General features: G+C 44.6%; 14 protein-coding genes. All 14 read right to left on the reverse strand.

Going from position 1 to position 16,483, the window contains the following annotated elements:
• Positions 1-124 precede the first annotated feature (124 nt).
• The gene (locus tag G636_RS0102050; RefSeq protein ID WP_026506665.1) at positions 125-400 is read right to left on the reverse strand and encodes a hypothetical protein; all 276 of its coding nucleotides are present in this window, start codon (positions 398-400) and stop codon (positions 125-127) included.
• A 2-nt stretch (positions 401-402) separates the two neighbouring features.
• Positions 403-1,497 (reverse strand): ABC transporter ATP-binding protein, encoded by a 1,095-nt coding sequence (locus G636_RS16935; RefSeq protein ID WP_081668228.1) that lies wholly within the window; start codon positions 1,495-1,497, stop codon positions 403-405.
• Between the two features lie 60 nt (positions 1,498-1,557).
• Positions 1,558-2,745 (reverse strand): ABC transporter ATP-binding protein, encoded by a 1,188-nt coding sequence (locus G636_RS0102060; protein WP_026506666.1) that lies wholly within the window; start codon positions 2,743-2,745, stop codon positions 1,558-1,560.
• A gap of 5 nt (positions 2,746-2,750) precedes the next feature.
• Positions 2,751-4,811, reverse strand: coding sequence for an ABC transporter permease (locus G636_RS19225; RefSeq protein ID WP_051226398.1), 2,061 nt, complete (start codon positions 4,809-4,811; stop codon positions 2,751-2,753).
• Between the two features lie 100 nt (positions 4,812-4,911).
• Positions 4,912-5,901 carry an ABC transporter permease gene (locus tag G636_RS0102070; RefSeq protein ID WP_026506668.1) on the reverse strand — a complete coding sequence of 330 codons (990 nt, stop codon included), beginning with the start codon at positions 5,899-5,901 and terminating at the stop codon, positions 4,912-4,914.
• 92 nt (positions 5,902-5,993) lie between these two features.
• Entirely contained in the window at positions 5,994-8,345 is a 2,352-nt protein-coding gene (locus G636_RS0102075; RefSeq protein WP_026506669.1) for an ABC transporter substrate-binding protein, read from the reverse strand.
• A gap of 49 nt (positions 8,346-8,394) precedes the next feature.
• Positions 8,395-8,946: a hypothetical protein gene (locus tag G636_RS0102080; protein WP_026506670.1), complete on the reverse strand. Its 552-nt coding sequence runs from the start codon at positions 8,944-8,946 to the stop codon at positions 8,395-8,397.
• A gap of 452 nt (positions 8,947-9,398) precedes the next feature.
• Positions 9,399-10,949, reverse strand: a complete 1,551-nt coding sequence (gpmI, locus tag G636_RS0102085) for a 2,3-bisphosphoglycerate-independent phosphoglycerate mutase (RefSeq protein ID WP_026506671.1) — start codon at positions 10,947-10,949, stop codon at positions 9,399-9,401.
• A gap of 99 nt (positions 10,950-11,048) precedes the next feature.
• The gene (locus G636_RS19230; RefSeq protein ID WP_051226399.1) at positions 11,049-12,506 is read right to left on the reverse strand and encodes a tetratricopeptide repeat protein; all 1,458 of its coding nucleotides are present in this window, start codon (positions 12,504-12,506) and stop codon (positions 11,049-11,051) included.
• A 117-nt stretch (positions 12,507-12,623) separates the two neighbouring features.
• Positions 12,624-12,839 (reverse strand): hypothetical protein, encoded by a 216-nt coding sequence (locus G636_RS0102095; protein WP_026506672.1) that lies wholly within the window; start codon positions 12,837-12,839, stop codon positions 12,624-12,626.
• 134 nt (positions 12,840-12,973) lie between these two features.
• Positions 12,974-13,810, reverse strand: coding sequence for an NADAR family protein (locus tag G636_RS19235; RefSeq protein ID WP_051226400.1), 837 nt, complete (start codon positions 13,808-13,810; stop codon positions 12,974-12,976).
• Positions 13,807-15,201 (reverse strand): D-alanyl-D-alanine carboxypeptidase family protein, encoded by a 1,395-nt coding sequence (locus G636_RS19240; RefSeq protein ID WP_051226401.1) that lies wholly within the window; start codon positions 15,199-15,201, stop codon positions 13,807-13,809. Before G636_RS19240 ends, G636_RS19235 begins: the two co-directional genes overlap by 4 nt.
• A 228-nt stretch (positions 15,202-15,429) precedes the next feature.
• On the reverse strand, positions 15,430-16,167 hold the full coding sequence (locus G636_RS0102110; RefSeq protein WP_026506673.1) for an ion transporter: 738 nt from the start codon (positions 16,165-16,167) through the stop codon (positions 15,430-15,432).
• Positions 16,168-16,249: 82 nt separating this feature from the next.
• The gene (locus G636_RS20175) at positions 16,250-16,399 is read right to left on the reverse strand and encodes a hypothetical protein (RefSeq protein ID WP_155832296.1); all 150 of its coding nucleotides are present in this window, start codon (positions 16,397-16,399) and stop codon (positions 16,250-16,252) included.
• Between the last annotated feature and the right edge of the window lie 84 nt (positions 16,400-16,483).

The following is a 16,483-nucleotide window of genomic DNA, read 5'->3' on the forward strand; positions in this document are numbered from 1 at the left end:
TATATTCCGCTTCCGTTCAAGCCTGTTTGTTCGCCCATCAGACTTTAGCATACTGCTGACAGCACACCTGCCTCTTGATGGCTTATTGCTACAAATAGCGGCGAATAAACTATCCGCCGCTACATTAGAATACTATAAAGTCAAGGAACGCTATAAAGAGACCAAAGACAAGACCAAATAAAAGAGCCACCAGAAGTGCTGCCTTTAAGGCTGCCCATCTGTAGGCCCGTACCTGCTCGGGGGTGAACTCATCACCCCCGTAGCCGGGTCCCTTTTGCATCGACATGTCGCCTGTCTTATCAGCCTTGTCTTTCCAGGGCTTATACCAGGGCATGCCATCCACATTCATATTTACGATGGTCCTGCCATCGTCTTCCTCTTCTTCAAATTCTTTTTTCATTATTACAGCTCGTCAGAAGAACCTTCGGTAGCTACTACTCCGTTCTTCTCTTCATGCTTCATCTTAGCCATGATCTCTTCAGCTCTTGCATCCTCTTCAGCATTATTGTAGAGGTGGCATGCGCAGAAGTGCTCAGGCTCTACTTCCTTCCACTCAGGAGCTGCATACTTACAGATCTCCTTGCACTCAGAGCATCTGGTATGGAACTTACATCCCTTAGGCGGATTAGCAGGGCTGGGAATGCTGCCCTTAAGGATGATACGATTGATCTTAACATCCGGATCCGGAACAGGTATAGCAGAGAACAGTGCTCTGGTATAAGGGTTCAGAGGATTGGAATAGATCTTCTCTGTGGGAGCGTACTCAACCATGTTGCCCAGGTACATAACACCTACAGTATCAGATATATGCTCTACTACTGACAGATCGTGAGAGATGAAGAGGTATGTAAGGCCAAAGTCATCCTGAAGATCTTCAAGCAGGTTGATGATCTGTGCCTGAATGGACACGTCCAGAGCTGATACAGGCTCATCGCATACTACAAACTCAGGAGCCAGTGCCAGTGCCCTTGCGATACAGATACGCTGTCTCTGTCCGCCGGAGAACTCATGAGGATATCTGCTCTTATAGTAAGAAGGCAGACCACATACATCCATTACTCTGGTGATATAATCATCAAATTCGTTTTCAGGTACTATCTTGTGTTCACGAACTGCTTCGCCTATGATCTCACCTACAGGGATCCTGGGTGAAAGTGATGAATAGGGATCCTGGAATACGATCTGCATCCTGGGACGGATCTTTCTCAGTTCCTCACGGGACAGAGAAAATACGTCCTGTCCGTCAAAGAGTACCTTACCGGATGTCTTCTCCTGAAGTCTGAGGATAGTCCTTCCGCAGGTAGACTTACCGCATCCTGACTCTCCTACCAGACCCATAGTCTGTCTTCTCTTGATCTTGAAGCTTACGCCGTCAACCGCCTTGACATTGCCTGTTGTGTGCTTGAAAAAGCCTGATTTGATAGGGAAATATTTTACCAGGTTATCAACCACAAGGATGTCATCATTTTCGGTTTGAATATTGTTTACGTTTTCCATAACTATCCTTTTATGTGTATATTCACATCAATTATTTCTTAGATTTACAACTTACAGCTATCAGATCAGCTTGCTGACATCAACAGACTGAGGATATCCCAGCTGCTCGCCCTCTTCAAAATATCTGTAGCAGGATACTACGTGAGTATCACTGATCTTGAATTCCGGAGGATACTGACCCTTACACTTGTCACACTGCATCTCGCACCTGTCACGGAAGTAGCAATAGTTGGGCATATCAACAGGATTGGGAACTGATCCCGGTATGTTATAGAGCTTATCTACCTTCTTGCCCACTACAGGCTTGGACTTCATAAGGCCGATGGTATAAGGATGAGCGGGATGATGGAAAATATCATCTGCTGTACCTTTCTCTACGATCCTGCCTGAGTACATTACTACTACGTAATCAGCCATACCAGCTACCACACCAAGGTCATGGGTGATCAGCATGATCGAAGCATTCATCTTGTCCTTCAGAGACTGGAGGAGCTCTAAGATCTGAGCCTGGATGGTAACATCAAGAGCTGTTGTGGGCTCATCTGCGATGATCAATGAAGGTGAGCAGGCAAGAGCTATGGCGATACAGATTCTCTGTCTCATACCACCTGAGAGCTCATGAGGATACATCTCATATACGCCCTCTTTATTAGCGATACCTACCAGCTCCAGCATGTGCAGTGTATGTGCCTTGACATCTTCAGGAGACATCTCAGGATTATGGATCTGCAGCACCTCATCCACCTGCTGACCGATCTTGAATACAGGATTCAGAGCTGTCATAGGTTCCTGGAAGATCATGGATATCTTGGCTCCTCTGATCTTCTCCAGTACAGAGTTAGGTGTCTTTGCTATATCAAGCGCAGTTCCGTCACCCTGATTGAGTCTGATCTGACCGCCTACTACCTGACCTGAAGGTCTGGCCAGCAGCTGCATCAGTGACAGTGATGTAACAGACTTGCCACATCCTGACTCACCTACGACACCAACTGTTGCATGCTTGGGAATACTGAAATTAACACCGTCTACAGACTTTACTGTTCCTACGTCTGTAAAGAAATATGTACATACGTTGTCAAATTCTACAACGTTGTTCTCATCCTTCATCTTGGTGGTGTAGAGCTTGGGATCCTTAATGGCATTTGCGCGCTCTTCTTCCAGCTTCTTGGTTACTTTTCTGTTAAATCTTGTTATCTTAAGGGACTCACGTCCTGATATATACGAACTTTTCTTCTTTTCTTCTGCCATGATAATTACCTCTTAGCCTTAGGATCATATGCGTCTCTGAGACCGTCACCTACAAAGTTGAAAGCGATAACTGTCAGACAGATAAGCAGACCTACAGGTATCCATATGAACGCATAGTGAGCCATAGCACTGGCGCTTGATACTGAGTTGATGATTGTTCCCCATGTTGCAAGAGGATGCTTAACACCAAGGCCCAGGAATGACAGAGTGGACTCTGTCAGGATGACACCACCGATACCCATTGTAGCTGTTACGATCAGCTGGGGAATAACATTGGGGATCAGATGTCTGAATATCCTGTGGTTAACCTTGATACCGGTAGCCTCTGCAGCTACCATGAATTCCTGCTCACGAAGTGACAGGATCTGTCCTCTGACGAGACGTGCCACACCGGCCCATCCCATAACGCCCAGGGCTATCATCATGATGAAGAGACGCATATATGTATCCATACGAGCTGCATCCATCATAGCGCCCAGGATGATCATGATAGGCATGGAAGGCAGACAGTAGAATATATCTACCAGTCTCATGATCAGGTTATCAACCCATCCGCCGTAATATCCTGCCAGGCCGCCCATGATGACGCCCAGGAATATCTCCAGGAATACTACTACGAAACCTACCAGCAGTGATACACGTCCGCCATACATGATACGGCTCATAACGTCAAAGCCGTCACCGTCTGTACCAAGGATATGGGCAGCAGAAGGAGCTGCGAACATATCGATCACATAGTTGATCTGATTGGCCTTAATAACAAATTCACCTGTATCTCTCTGAGCGATATCCAGATCGGCATCGTTATAGAGGAGATTACCATCCTCATCATAAGAATAAGTGCCATCAGCATCCTGCATAGGAAGCTTGTAAGTCAGGCTACCCTTCTGGCTGCCGCTCTCCAGCATCTCTGCTATCTTGTTCTCCAGAGCGATCTTCAGGTCAAAATCCATACTGTCTTCACCGGTATAACGTCTTACAGTGAAGGTACCAAACTCGGCATATTCTTCACCGGCTTCATCCTTGATCACAAGACCTGTGTTTTCTTCATTAGGAGCAATAGTATATGACTCTCCGTCTGCTTCAAAGGAGCCGTCTCCTGCTATTGCCATAAGAGCTGCGGCCTTGAAGCTGTCAGATACCTTAAGACCTGTTTCCATGGTATCAAGAGTATATCTGGTATAAACCCTGGCTACACTTGCATCACCGGCTTCAAAGATTGTATAGTTGCCATCGCTTCCTGAAAGGCTATAAACCTTATCACCAAGAGTGAAGCTCTCACCTGTTGATGCAGCATTTTCAGCAGCTGCTGCAAATTCTTCGCCCAGGTCTTCTCCTGAATAATTAAGTCCGTCAGATACAGCTTCGATTGTAAAGGACTTTGCCTTGACCTTCTTAAAGCTGTACTCAACACCTTCATAAGTGAAGGTGCCGCCGGAACCTTTTACAGATGCCTTGGCAGCTTCTACAAAGCCTTCTTTGTCACCTGATACAGGATTAGCTTTGAAATTAACTTCCTTCTTGATGCCGTCATACTCGCCCACTTCAACCTTCACATTACCGATTGTTGCAACCTGAGTGAGGCTGGCAGCTGATATGGAATAGATCTCGTCAGCTTCCTTTCTGATGATGAAGCTTCCCTTGTCATTCACAACTGACATCTCAGCTATATCATCAGCGATCATGCTCTTGATATTGGAGTTCATAGCATTGAGGACTTTATTGTCTACTTCTAAGCTATCATCTACGACATAACCGTTATATGTGGCATTCTCTTTGGCCAGAGCGTAGTTTACATTGATCTCATCATATTTGTAGAAGATATCCTTCTGACCATAACCGTATACAATAGGTCCCAGGAAGGAGAATATGAAGAGGATGATCAGAGTAACTGATCCAAATACTGCCAGTCTGTTTCTGACAAACCTCTTAAATACCTGCCTTCCGGGAGACAGTACTTTAACACGGGCAACGTCATCAAGCTTTAGCTCTTCGTCCCCGGCCTTTTTCGCTTTTTGCGTTTTCTCACGCTCTTTTAATACTTCATTAAGATTATAACTGGACATTGTTTTTACCTGTCTGTTTCTAATTATGTTTTTATTCTTGCAATATTTATTCAAGAATAATTTGTATTTTGGATAATAGATCCAAAAGGTCAATTTATAGTTAGCTCAAACGTACGCGAGGATCTACCACAGCGTAAAGGAGATCTGAGATCAGATTTCCCAGGAGCGTCAGTATCGAAATAAATGTAAGATAGAACATTGTAAAAGGTATATCAGCCTGGGTCATGGATGAATATGACGCATAACCGATTCCTCTGATAGAGAACAGTGTCTCTGTGATCAGCGCGCCGGCAAAAAGTCCGGGCAGTGATCCGCCAAGTGTAGTAACAAGGGGAATAAGTGTATTCCTGAATGCATGGTAATTGATAACCTTCTTTTCAGGCACACCCTTTGCTCTTGCTGTTCTGATATAGTCAGCATTTAATACTTCCAGCATGTTGGTCCTGGTATAACGCATAAGACCACCGATACTGATGATAATGATAGTTATGCAAGGCAGGATGAAATGCTTTGCCACATCCAATATCTGACCGGTTCTTGACAGATTCATATAATTACGTCCCTGCATACCGGAGAGATCAAACCAGCCCAGCTTAACTGAGAATACGTATTTCAATATTGTCGCTATAAAGAAAGTGGGCATTGAAATACATACCATAGAAATAACTGATGTAAAATAGTCTGTAAAGCTATACTGCTTCTTGGCAGCAGTGATTCCAAGGGGAATCGCAATGATGATCTCGAAAATAAATGAAACGAGTCCCAGGATAAAGCTAAACCATACTGTTTCATGAAATTCCTGTGTAACAGGCTTGGTCCATGCCCAGCTATCGCCCCACTTACCTGTGATCGCATTGGACAACCATACGAAGTAACCTCTGATCACTCCCTTGTCCATACCGTACTGTGCATTAAGGTCTTCCAGCCATTCCGAGTAACTCTTACCTGCGCCTGGACGGGAGGCAAGCTCTCTGGCCTTTTGTTCAATATAACCCGAAGGCATATTGGACATAAGCAGATATACTAAAAACATTACAAAAAACAAAATGAGAACGCTGTATAATATGCGTCTTAGGGTATATTTGAACATTTCGCACCTTTTAATCATGAAAATAGCGGGAGGAGAATAAACATCCTCCCGCTTTTTCTATTTTTTAATATTACTAAATTTCTACAACTGATTTATCTTGTTGCCAGAGTGTCGATCTCTGCTTTCCAACCCCAATAAGGAGTCATGTCCTTAGGCATTGTATCAACATCGATTCTCTCTGTGGATACTGTTGTGCAATCCTTTCTCTGATAGAGAGGAAGCTCACAGCCCCAATCCATGATGATTTCCATTGCGTTCTTGTATACAGACTTTCTGTACTCTGTATCAGCACTGGACTTACCTTCTACGATAAGCTCGTCAAGTTCAGGATCATCTACAGCATAGTGGTTGGAGTTTGTACCCTCACCATGAGCATTCATGGAGTGATATACCTGAGTCATATCAGGATCAACAGTTGCCTGCCATGCAGCAGCCCACATCTGAGCTGTGTTGCCTTCAAGAGCGTTATTCCACTCGGAAGTACCAACGTCGGAAAGCTGAAGCTTGATGCCCATGCTCTCAAGATCAGAAGCAGCAGCTTCTACGATACCGTATGCAGGGTGATCCTGTGTACCGGAACCGGGAATGATCACTTCATATACTGTATCAAAGTCTGTGAACTTGCCTGTAGCATCATCAAATGTGTAGCCTGCAGCCTTGAAGTATCCAATAGCTGCCTGCTTAGCTGCTTCGTATCTTGCTTCCTCATTCATGGAATCGTCATAGATAGGATTGCCATCTACGTCTACTGAGTAAGCTGTCTTGTAGCCTTCATCAGCAGGCTTGGGAGCTGCCCATGAAGTATTGGAGATAGGATACTGGATAACAGAAGCCCTGTCTCCGTAGTAGGAGTTGATAACTGTATCACGGTGTACTGAGAGCAGAGTCATGAAGCCCTTTCTCAGAGCCTTGGAAGCGTCAGAACCGGGCTCGCCTCCAACGTTTACCAGGTCAGCGTTGATACCAAGGTATCCGTATCCTCTATAGTCTACAAGGTATGTTGTGATGCTGTCACCAACGAGATCATCGTTGCCGTTGGCATCCTTGATAGCCTTAACAGTCTCGTCGTTCATGGAAGGTACTGCTATATCAAATGTACCTGTTGTGATACCGGGTACATAGTCAGCATCTACAGCTTCCTGGAAGAGGAGATTCTTGACCTTGGGTTCACCCTCAAAATAATAAGGATTAGCAACCAGAGTTACAACACCGTTCTTGTAGCCTTCGAATGTGTAAGGTCCGCAGCCAAGAGGCTGTGTATCCAGGCTCTTCATCTTGGAAAGGTCACCCTTTTCAAAACCGAACTTGTTGTTGTCATAGTCATAAAGCGAAGGATCACCATAGTAGTGAAGAGGAGCGATAGGGAATGCCATATCATAGATAGCCTTGGCATCATACTGTGTCATATGTACAGTGAGTGAATAATCGCCTGTCTTCTCGATACCTTCAATATTTGCTGCAGACTCACCTGTGCTTACACCCTTTTCATAGTCAGCACCAAGAGCTGCGATTGTCAGCTGCAGACGGTTAGAACCTGCAGACTCAGTTTCTTCTGCTTCCTCTACTGTGTCATAAGCAGCTACGATAGCATCCCAGAAATCCTGAGCAGTAGCATCCTCAGCCAGTTCGAATCCCCAGTTAGCTGCGCAGGCTGATACAGAATCACCTTCTGCATTGTAGCCATTAGCGATACAGTAGTCTACGATCTCCTGAGCGAAAGCCGCGCCTGCTTCGTTATTATAGTAATCCCAGAAAGCATCATACTGCTCCTGAGTATAGTTGTCATTTTCCTTGTAACCATCCTCACCTGCTGCGAAGATTACGTTACCTCTGGAATCCATACCACCTCTGAACTCTTCCATGCCCTTTATAGGAAGTGCATATATTGTGGAAGATCCATCATATGTAGGATCGCAGAGTACATAGATAGAGAAGATAACATCATCAATTGTTGCAGGCTCGCCATCTGAGAACTTGACATCATCTCTCATGGTCAGCTTGTAATCAACTGTTCCGTCATCATTCTGAACGACTTCAACATTACCTAATCCGCGATATGTGTAGTCTGTTCCGTTGTAAGTTCTGGTCTCGCCTTCGATACCGTTCTCAACGATAGCACCGCCTCTGTCAGTAGCAAGCAGGAAACCACTTGTAAGCTCCTGAATCTCTACGTCATAAGCAGTTGTAGCAAAGAAAGGTCCGAACTTCTGTCCCAGAGTAGCTGTAGCATAAACTGCTGTAGAATCAGCGCTTTCTGCAGCAGGCTCCTCAGTAGTATCTTCTGCTTCAGCCTCTTCCTCCTGGGGTTCTTCTGCAGTCTCTTCTGAAGCTGCAGTTTCAGCACTCTCTTCCGGAGCAGGTGTCTTTGCACAGCCGGCCATCATTACTGTGGCTGTTACTGCAAGACCTGCAGAGAGCACTCTCGACATAAGTCTCTTTTTCATTTTTAATCCCTCCTTTTTTATTAAAAGTCTTCGAAAAGTAAAACTCCCATTACTTATTATTCGAAGAACTTTTTATCGTTTTAAAATACTTTCTGTTATTAAAAATCATGACACTCATGATAAAGATCAAGGCTGCACTTATAAGGAAGAGATAATCATAAATGTCACGTGAATATCCAGCCATCAAAGCACAGATGATGTCTGATATGATCGCTCCAGCGCTCAGCACTATGCTAAAAAGGGATGACGGAACTATCCTGTTCTCTATTCCCTCAGCCACTCTCCTCTCCATGGGCATCTGTCCGTATACAGCCTTGATACCTTCCTTGGTCATAAGGAATAACGGTATGACCTCAAATGCATAGATCAGACTGGTGGACAAGCTCCTCATAGCAAATGTGCTGGGAATAAGAGAAATGATATATGCTGCCGTGCATAGGAACATATAGACAACAGAATAGACTCCCTTGCTGCCTAGCTTCCCTTTTTCGCCTTCAAAGCAGTAATACTCACCTATGTACTCAGTATGTGTTTTTACTTTGCCTTTGCTATCGAATTCTTCAACGATCCGATAGTCTCCCGTATACTTATTAATCGCCATAACTATGAAAATATAACTGAATAAACTTAATCTGTCAATCTGCTGCGAACATATGTCCGCATACCGCGGACACTTTTTTTATATTTATACTAATAATTGACGCCTTTGTCATTAAAGCATGCATTTTTATGAATATCAGTCATTTATCTTCGAATAAATATTTATTTTTTACGAAAATATGTCTTTGAAACAGCGACACTTTAAAGCACTGCATCGTAAAACCAAGGCCTTCCGCATTTGCAATGTCCTTCTCCGGCACACAACAAACATCACAACATTAAATGTATTTAAATATAAAAAGCCCATCTGTAACTTTAAACAAATTACAGACAGGCCATTCTGTCACCAAAAATATTAACCGAAAGAAGGCTGCCATAGCTAGAGCTGTAAAAGCAAGAGCATCGATGGGGCATCTGACGTCATTAATATTTTAACGTTTTTTCTTTTATCAATCAAGCTTTTTTAACAAGGAGACTCTTACCTGTCATCTCAGCAGGCTTCTCTTCACCCATACACTCAATAAGTGTAGGGATGATATCAGCCAGGCATCCGCCCTCAGCCAGAGTATATTCAGGATCATAGTTCACCAGGATGAAAGGAACGGGATTGGTGGTATGAGCTGTCCAGGGCTCTCCTGTCTCGTAATCGATCATCATATCTGCATTACCGTGATCTGCGCAGATGAACATAGTGCCGTTCTTCTCAAGAAGAGCATTGTAGATCTTGCCTACGCACTCATCCACAGTCTCTACAGCCTTGACTGCTGCAGGGATCACGCCTGTGTGACCTACCATGTCAGGATTTGCAAAGTTGCAGATGATCACATCATACTTATCAGAATTAATTGCATCCAGGATCTTGTCGCATACTTCCGGAGCGCTCATCTGAGGCTTGAGATCATATGTAGGTACATCCTTGGGGCTGTTGACCAGCACTCTGTCTTCGCCTTCATTGGGCTCTTCAACACCGCCGTTAAAGAAGAATGTTACATGAGCATACTTCTCAGTCTCAGCGATCCTGGCCTGCTTCATTCCCTTAGCAGCTAGCCACTGTCCAAAGGTATTGGTCAGCTCTACCTTCTTAAAGGCTACTTCCTTATTAGGGATCAGTGGATCATAATCTGTGAAGCATACATATGTCACATCAATGCGCTGACCTCTGTCAAACTTGTCAAAGCTGTCATCGCAGAAGCAATGAGTGATCTCTCTTGCTCTGTCAGGGCGGAAATTATAGAAAATGATGGAATCGCCATCCTTGATAGTAGCTGTAGGCTCACCGTCCTTCATGATCACTGTAGGCAGTACGAATTCATCAGTCTTGCCTGCAGCATAAGAATCAGAAATAGCCTGGTGTGCGCTGTCAGCCTTCTCGCCAATACCCTTTGTCAGTGCATCATATGCCTTCTGAACACGATCATAGTTGTTATCTCTGTCCATAGCATAATAACGGCCGGTAACAGAAGCAACTTCGCCTACACCGATCTCTTTCATCTTGGCTTCCAGCTGATCTACAAAATCAATTCCGCTTTCCGGAGGTGTATCACGTCCATCGAGGAAGCAGTGTACATATACCTTATCAAGTCCGTTCTTCTTGGCCAGTTCCAGCAGTCCGTATACATGAGTATTGTGACTGTGTACTCCGCCGTCTGACATCAGACCATAGAGATGGAGAGCGCTGCCCTTTTCCTTGCAGTTATTAATGGCAGTCATAAGGCCCTCATTTTCAAAGAAGTCACCATCCTGGATAGACTTGGTGATCCTGGTCAGCTCCTGGTACACGATCCTTCCTGCACCCATGTTCATATGTCCGACCTCGGAATTACCCATCTGACCATCAGGAAGTCCTACAGCCAGTCCGCTGGCATATCCCTTTACAAAAGGATATTTCTCTTCCAGCATGTCAAGGTTTGGGGTATTTGCCATGGCAATGGCATTGCCCTCAGTCTTGTCATTAAGGCCGAAGCCGTCCATTATCAGCAGTACTGTTGGTTTGGAACCTTTCATTTGTTAACCTCCGAAAAAACAGATAATATCGTCAATCAATAGTTTTGCAAAGATATATTAACCCCGCAGAGGAAAACAGTCAACATCCTGCCTTACCGGTCAAAGCTCATCTCCCTCTTCATCAAGGATACGCTCCGCATCCTCAATATATTTTTTGGTAAGCTCTATGAGCTTCTTGGCACTCGGATCTTCTTTCCTCCTATAATAAAAGCCTGTCAAAGCATTATTAAGAAGTGTCAGTGCCTTGGGCACATCCGCAGATACTCCAATGCCGTAGAGGAAGCATTGGCCCAGTCTCTGCATGATATCCGCAATGGTGGGATCCGGCCTGCCATCCTCGCTGTAGGAAGCAAACATAGCTCTTTCATATAAGAGATAAGCATATCTCTCATTTACTTCCACATGATAACCGTGGAGATACATGTCTCCCAGCTTATAGAGGCAATTGGAATCATCAAATAAGAGCGCCCCTTTTAGGAAGTAATCATAGGCCTTGTCATAATCCACTTCCTGATGCCTTCCATAATAGTAACAATATCCCAGGTTGCAGATAGCTCTGGGCTCGCCCGCATCTGCAGCTATCTTATAGAGCTCATAGGCCTTGGTATAATCCTGTCTCACATATCTGCCTTCATAATAAAGAGTACCCAGGTTCAGTGCAGCAGCGGCCATATTCTGCTTTACACATTCCTCATAGCACTGGACCACCTTCTGCATGATCTGTATGGAATCATCCCTCTCATGATGCTCTACAGCCCACTGATACATGGCATCATAGTTTTCATCCTCCAGGATCTCCACTATCTGTTCAAGGTCCTCTCTATCTTCAGGAGTCATCACATCGCCGCTCTCGTCGGTCTTCTCAAACTCCTCCTGAGTGATCTGTCTGATGATATGCTTGGTCTGATCAGCGGGAAATGGTACCTTGTCACCCTCAAAGATATCTGACATGATGACAACACCCTTCATCATCACATTGTCCTTGCCAAAGGGTACTTCCACAAAGTCTCCGGCCTGCAAAAGGCCAAAGTCGCTGATATAGAAATACTCAGTATTCATGCCCCTGGGCTGTATACTGCAATAGCAGTATTTCACCTTATTGGGACTTGTACTCTCCACATAACCGCCGTCAAAAAGGAAGAGACCGTCAACAGGTATAAGGCTTCTTAGGTCATCTGATAATGTAGCCATTATCCTGTCTGCCTTCCTACTCATAATACCGTAATAGATATGATTCTTACCCTTGGTATCAGTGATAGTCAGCTGATACTCATCATCCTCTTCGCTTCCTGCCAAAGCTCTCTTACCCTCTATTTTGCCCCGAAAGACCTCTTCTATATGGTCCAGCACCTCAGCAGCTCTGTCTTTGCCAAGAGTGGCACCCAGCTTCCTTACAGGTCCATAATCAGGATCATCCTCTTCCGACCTGCAATATGCGCTAAACCAAAGCCTTCCTGAAGCTGATATAGTCAGCTTTTGTTCTGTTTCCGAAGAGGACGGCCCTGTCCCGCTCACACTGTTCCTATTTGATACCAGACGGATCTTCTGTATTTTCATAACGCCTCCTAGTGATCAACAAAGCAAGGTCAAATTTAAGATCATTCATTATCTGCTGTTGAAGGATCATACTGATCAGAATAGAAAAAGGGCCTGGTTACAGACCCTTTTATATTATCAATCTTTCTTATCTTTTCTGCTGTTGATTCCCACTCTCTTTACTATGGATTGCCACATCTGCTGCTGAAGCTCACCCACATAGCCGTTGTCCGAACATTCCTTCTTAAAGTCGTGATAAGAGGCATCATGTCCCCCCTCAGGATCTGCCTTTAGTGCCTCATAGAGAAGCTTCTCATACTTCTCAATGATCTCACGTTTTCTCTCACTGGTCATACGCTCACCCCCTAATTATGTCATTTATGATGCATATCTTCTTGACAGTCACCCCGGCCATCAGAACAACTGAATAACAACATGGTCATCAGTATGACTGAATAACAACATTGTCATCAGTATGACTGAATACATCAGTCAGTCTGCTCACTGCTCTCTTCCTGCAGATCCTCCGTATCTGACATACTGACCTTGCCTGCCAGCTGATGTCTCAGAAGTGCTATATCATATATTTCCTGCTTCATATCAAAAAAGCCTGCTCTGGGAAGGGACTGTATATTGGTATCCATTCTGCCAAGAGGCTGCCCCCAGAGGAATACATCCTTGGCATGCTGATCCGGAAGAGATAACATATAAGTATTGATAGCTCGTCCGAATGCAGGATCCTGTCTTAGTTCCCCGGGTTTCAGATCAAATTCGTCTATCTTGGGAGCCCCAACCACATCTATGTAAGGCGGAATCTCTCCAAAAGCCAGTGAAAAGAGTCTGATCTGGGTCCTGGCTTCCATAAGAAGCTTGCCCAGCCTGTTCTTGCCCTTCCACTTGGACGGGTCCGCTGAAAAAGGATCTCCTGCAGGCATGCCTATCCCCCACTCTCCATCCAGAGGATTGGCAAATACCAGGATCTTATCCCCTGTAGACAGCAGAAGGTTTCCCATTTCCTTATTCTGCATAAATTTGCTCATGGCAGCTCTGATCACAATTCCTTCGCTGATAACATCCCACTGCATCGTAGAAAAGCCTTCAAACTGGCTGCTTCCCAGCTTCTTGATCTCCGAAGGTTCTTTTTCTTCCATGATCTTGTTAGCAACGTGTCTCCTGCCAAAGAGCATCATCTTATGATACATAACATACTGCATCATAGAATTATATTCACTTCCCGCATAGCGAAAAGGCGAAATCCTGCGAGGGCTAAATTCGCCGAAGGCTTCGTTTTCATTGTAGAAAAAGACAAGCTCTTCTTTCTTCATGATCCCTCCTTAAGAGACGCTGTCTCATAAGAACCGGTGCCCATAACTCCCTGATATATCAGCGTATGATCATCTATGCAATTCCAGGAGCTGGTAGAATTGCCGGTGCAGCACACATAGCTTCTGCCATCATCAGCAACTGCAAAGCTTACTGCACAGTTACCGGACTGTACTACAAAGCCGGTCTTGCCGCACAGCACATCTCCGCCCAGATCTCTATCTTCAATCCTTCTGAGAAACCAGTTGGATATCTCTATACCCTCAGGATGCTCCTGTGTAGAGGTGGTAACATAATGATGACAGGACAGCACCTCCCTGCAAAGGTCATTATCAAGAGCTGTCTTCATGATCATAGCCATATCATAGGCTGTACAATAATGCTCATCATCATAGAGTCCTACGCAATTGGTAAAATGAGCACTGCCGGATAGTCCCATATCTCGGAGCTTATCATTCATCATATCCACAAAGGCTTCATGAGAGCCGGCAACATAATCTGCCAGTGCCAGCGCAGCATCTGCGCCGGACGGGAGGATGAGGCCATAAAGCAGATCCTTTACAGGAACATCTTCTCCCACATCAAAGCCTACTGCGCTGCAGTCCCTGGAATAGGTATAATCCGTGATCTCCCTGGTGATCTCAACGCTGTTATCAAAGTCCTCCTCTGACAGATTCTCCACAGCCACCAGAAGTGTCATAACCTTGGTCATAGAAGCGGGATACATACGCTCCATGCTGTTTCTCTCAGCTACTATCTCCATATTATCAGCATCTACCAGTATGCCGTAGCTGCTGATCACATCCTCTCCAAAGCCTCCTGTAGAGGGCGTGATCTCGGCAGAATATACATTATCTTCCTCGATATCCCATTCTGCCTCGGCATCAGCGCTTTTCTCTTCAAAGTCATCAGCCGTATCATCTGCGCCGGCTATAACAGGAGCTGCAGGAGTCTCCTCTTCATATATGCTATCGTCAGCCATAGCCAGCTGTCTGTCATCACTTCCATTCTCTGTGGTGAATGCAGGCAGTCTCCTGACCACTGAAAGTCCTGTATATGCACCCCACAGACTTACTGTGCTAAGTGCAAGTGTCAGCACAAATCCCGGTATGGATCTCACAAGGCGCTTTCTCTGATCAGCCCTGTGCATATCCTTCTCCATCTCGGATATCCTGCGATTCATGGCGGCTCTGCGCCTTAAATATTCTCTATCTCTACCAGACCTGTGTTCTCTGTCTGCTCTCCTGACAGGCCTTTGCACATAGGCATGGACATTTGTCCAATCCGCCTCATTTACGTTCAGGATCTCCAGATCATCATCTTCCAAGCTGTCATATAAGTCAGGTCTGTCAATTTCGCTAAAATGAGTGTTTCCCCCGATTTTATTCCCCAATTGAGCTCTCCCTTTTTATTCTGACGTGTTTGAAAAAAAGCAGGTAATTCCATAAACAATTTTACCCTAAAACCGATAATATTTCACCCCTTGTAATATTTTCAAAAATCTGCTATAGACCCCCGGAAATTTTTAGAATCCTTGTCAGAATAAGGTCAAGCCAGCCATTTGCTTTATTATTTGCTTTATTATTTGCTTTATTACTTGCTTTCTAATCTCCTTAACAGATCATATTTCCAGCTTACTCTTTTTCCTGGTGATCTCATTCATATATGCAGCTGTAATGATACCTGACGGGAGCGCTATAACGCCCATTCCCACCATAGAAGATATGACAGCAATGATACGCCCCGCCTGGCTCTGAGGCGCTATATCTCCGTAGCCTACAGTCAGTATGGTACAGCCGGACCAATATATGGCATCCAAAAATGTGGGAAAGATCTCAGGTTCAACCTGGAACATAATAAGTGCACAGGCTATGACATATAGTAGGACCAGGATAAATACGGCAGCCAGCGGCCTCCATACCTTTCTCATAACATTACCGATAACCCTCATGGCTGTGGAATACCTGAGCACCTTAAAGAGCCTGACGATCCTAAGCAGCCTTGTCAGAGCTATAGTCTTGGATACCGGAAAAAAGATAGCCATGACAGGTATTATGGACAATAGATCCACTATAGCCATAGGAGTAAAAGCATAGAACAAGTATGCCTTATAACTCCTGATACCCATCTTGTAATCAGATGTAAAAAGGCGAAGAAAATAATCAAAAACAAATATACATGCAGTAATAATATCTATAGGAAAAGTAAAAGGATTCTCTCCTTTGATAGTAAGCGGCATAAGGCCGACGACAACCGCTATGAGCATCATAGTGTCATAGGCCTTACTGGTCTTATCCCCATCATGGGATACTTCTACTATCTCGTATATTCTCTTTTTTAATGTCATGAAATCAGCCATGAACATTTCTCCCGTTTATACTAAGGCAATTACCGACCCTTTTGTCACAAAAAAGGCGCGGCCCTGCCGGCTGCTATCTCCTTCAGTAAATATACAAGCATACTCCCAATACTATTAACACTATGGACACAACCGCACATACAGCCATCACAAGCAGGTCTGCTATATGCGTTCTCTTTACTTTACCTCCGTCATATATGAGTTCTTCTTCTTTGATCAGCTTTTCTTTCATGGAATCCTCCCTGATACTATATGTATACATTATCGGACAAATATCATCCATTCTTCATTCATCTTTCATGCTAAAGACCCTGCA

The sequence above is a fragment of the Butyrivibrio sp. MC2013 genome, assembly GCF_000424585.1.
Classification (GTDB): Bacteria; Bacillota; Clostridia; order Lachnospirales; family Lachnospiraceae; genus Butyrivibrio.

Coding starts and splice junctions, on each gene's coding strand:
- G636_RS0102050 (WP_026506665.1), bottom strand. CDS start 400: ATGAAAAAAGAATTTGAAGAAGAGGAAGACGATGGCAGGACCATCGTA.
- G636_RS16935 (WP_081668228.1), bottom strand. CDS start 1,497: ATGGAAAACGTAAACAATATTCAAACCGAAAATGATGACATCCTTGTG.
- G636_RS0102060 (WP_026506666.1), bottom strand. CDS start 2,745: ATGGCAGAAGAAAAGAAGAAAAGTTCGTATATATCAGGACGTGAGTCC.
- G636_RS19225 (WP_051226398.1), bottom strand. CDS start 4,811: ATGTCCAGTTATAATCTTAATGAAGTATTAAAAGAGCGTGAGAAAACG.
- G636_RS0102070 (WP_026506668.1), bottom strand. CDS start 5,901: ATGTTCAAATATACCCTAAGACGCATATTATACAGCGTTCTCATTTTG.
- G636_RS0102075 (WP_026506669.1), bottom strand. CDS start 8,345: ATGAAAAAGAGACTTATGTCGAGAGTGCTCTCTGCAGGTCTTGCAGTA.
- G636_RS0102080 (WP_026506670.1), bottom strand. CDS start 8,946: ATGGCGATTAATAAGTATACGGGAGACTATCGGATCGTTGAAGAATTC.
- gpmI (WP_026506671.1), bottom strand. CDS start 10,949: ATGAAAGGTTCCAAACCAACAGTACTGCTGATAATGGACGGCTTCGGC.
- G636_RS19230 (WP_051226399.1), bottom strand. CDS start 12,506: ATGAAAATACAGAAGATCCGTCTGGTATCAAATAGGAACAGTGTGAGC.
- G636_RS0102095 (WP_026506672.1), bottom strand. CDS start 12,839: ATGACCAGTGAGAGAAAACGTGAGATCATTGAGAAGTATGAGAAGCTT.
- G636_RS19235 (WP_051226400.1), bottom strand. CDS start 13,810: ATGAAGAAAGAAGAGCTTGTCTTTTTCTACAATGAAAACGAAGCCTTC.
- G636_RS0102110 (WP_026506673.1), bottom strand. CDS start 16,167: ATGGCTGATTTCATGACATTAAAAAAGAGAATATACGAGATAGTAGAA.
- G636_RS20175 (WP_155832296.1), bottom strand. CDS start 16,399: ATGAAAGAAAAGCTGATCAAAGAAGAAGAACTCATATATGACGGAGGT.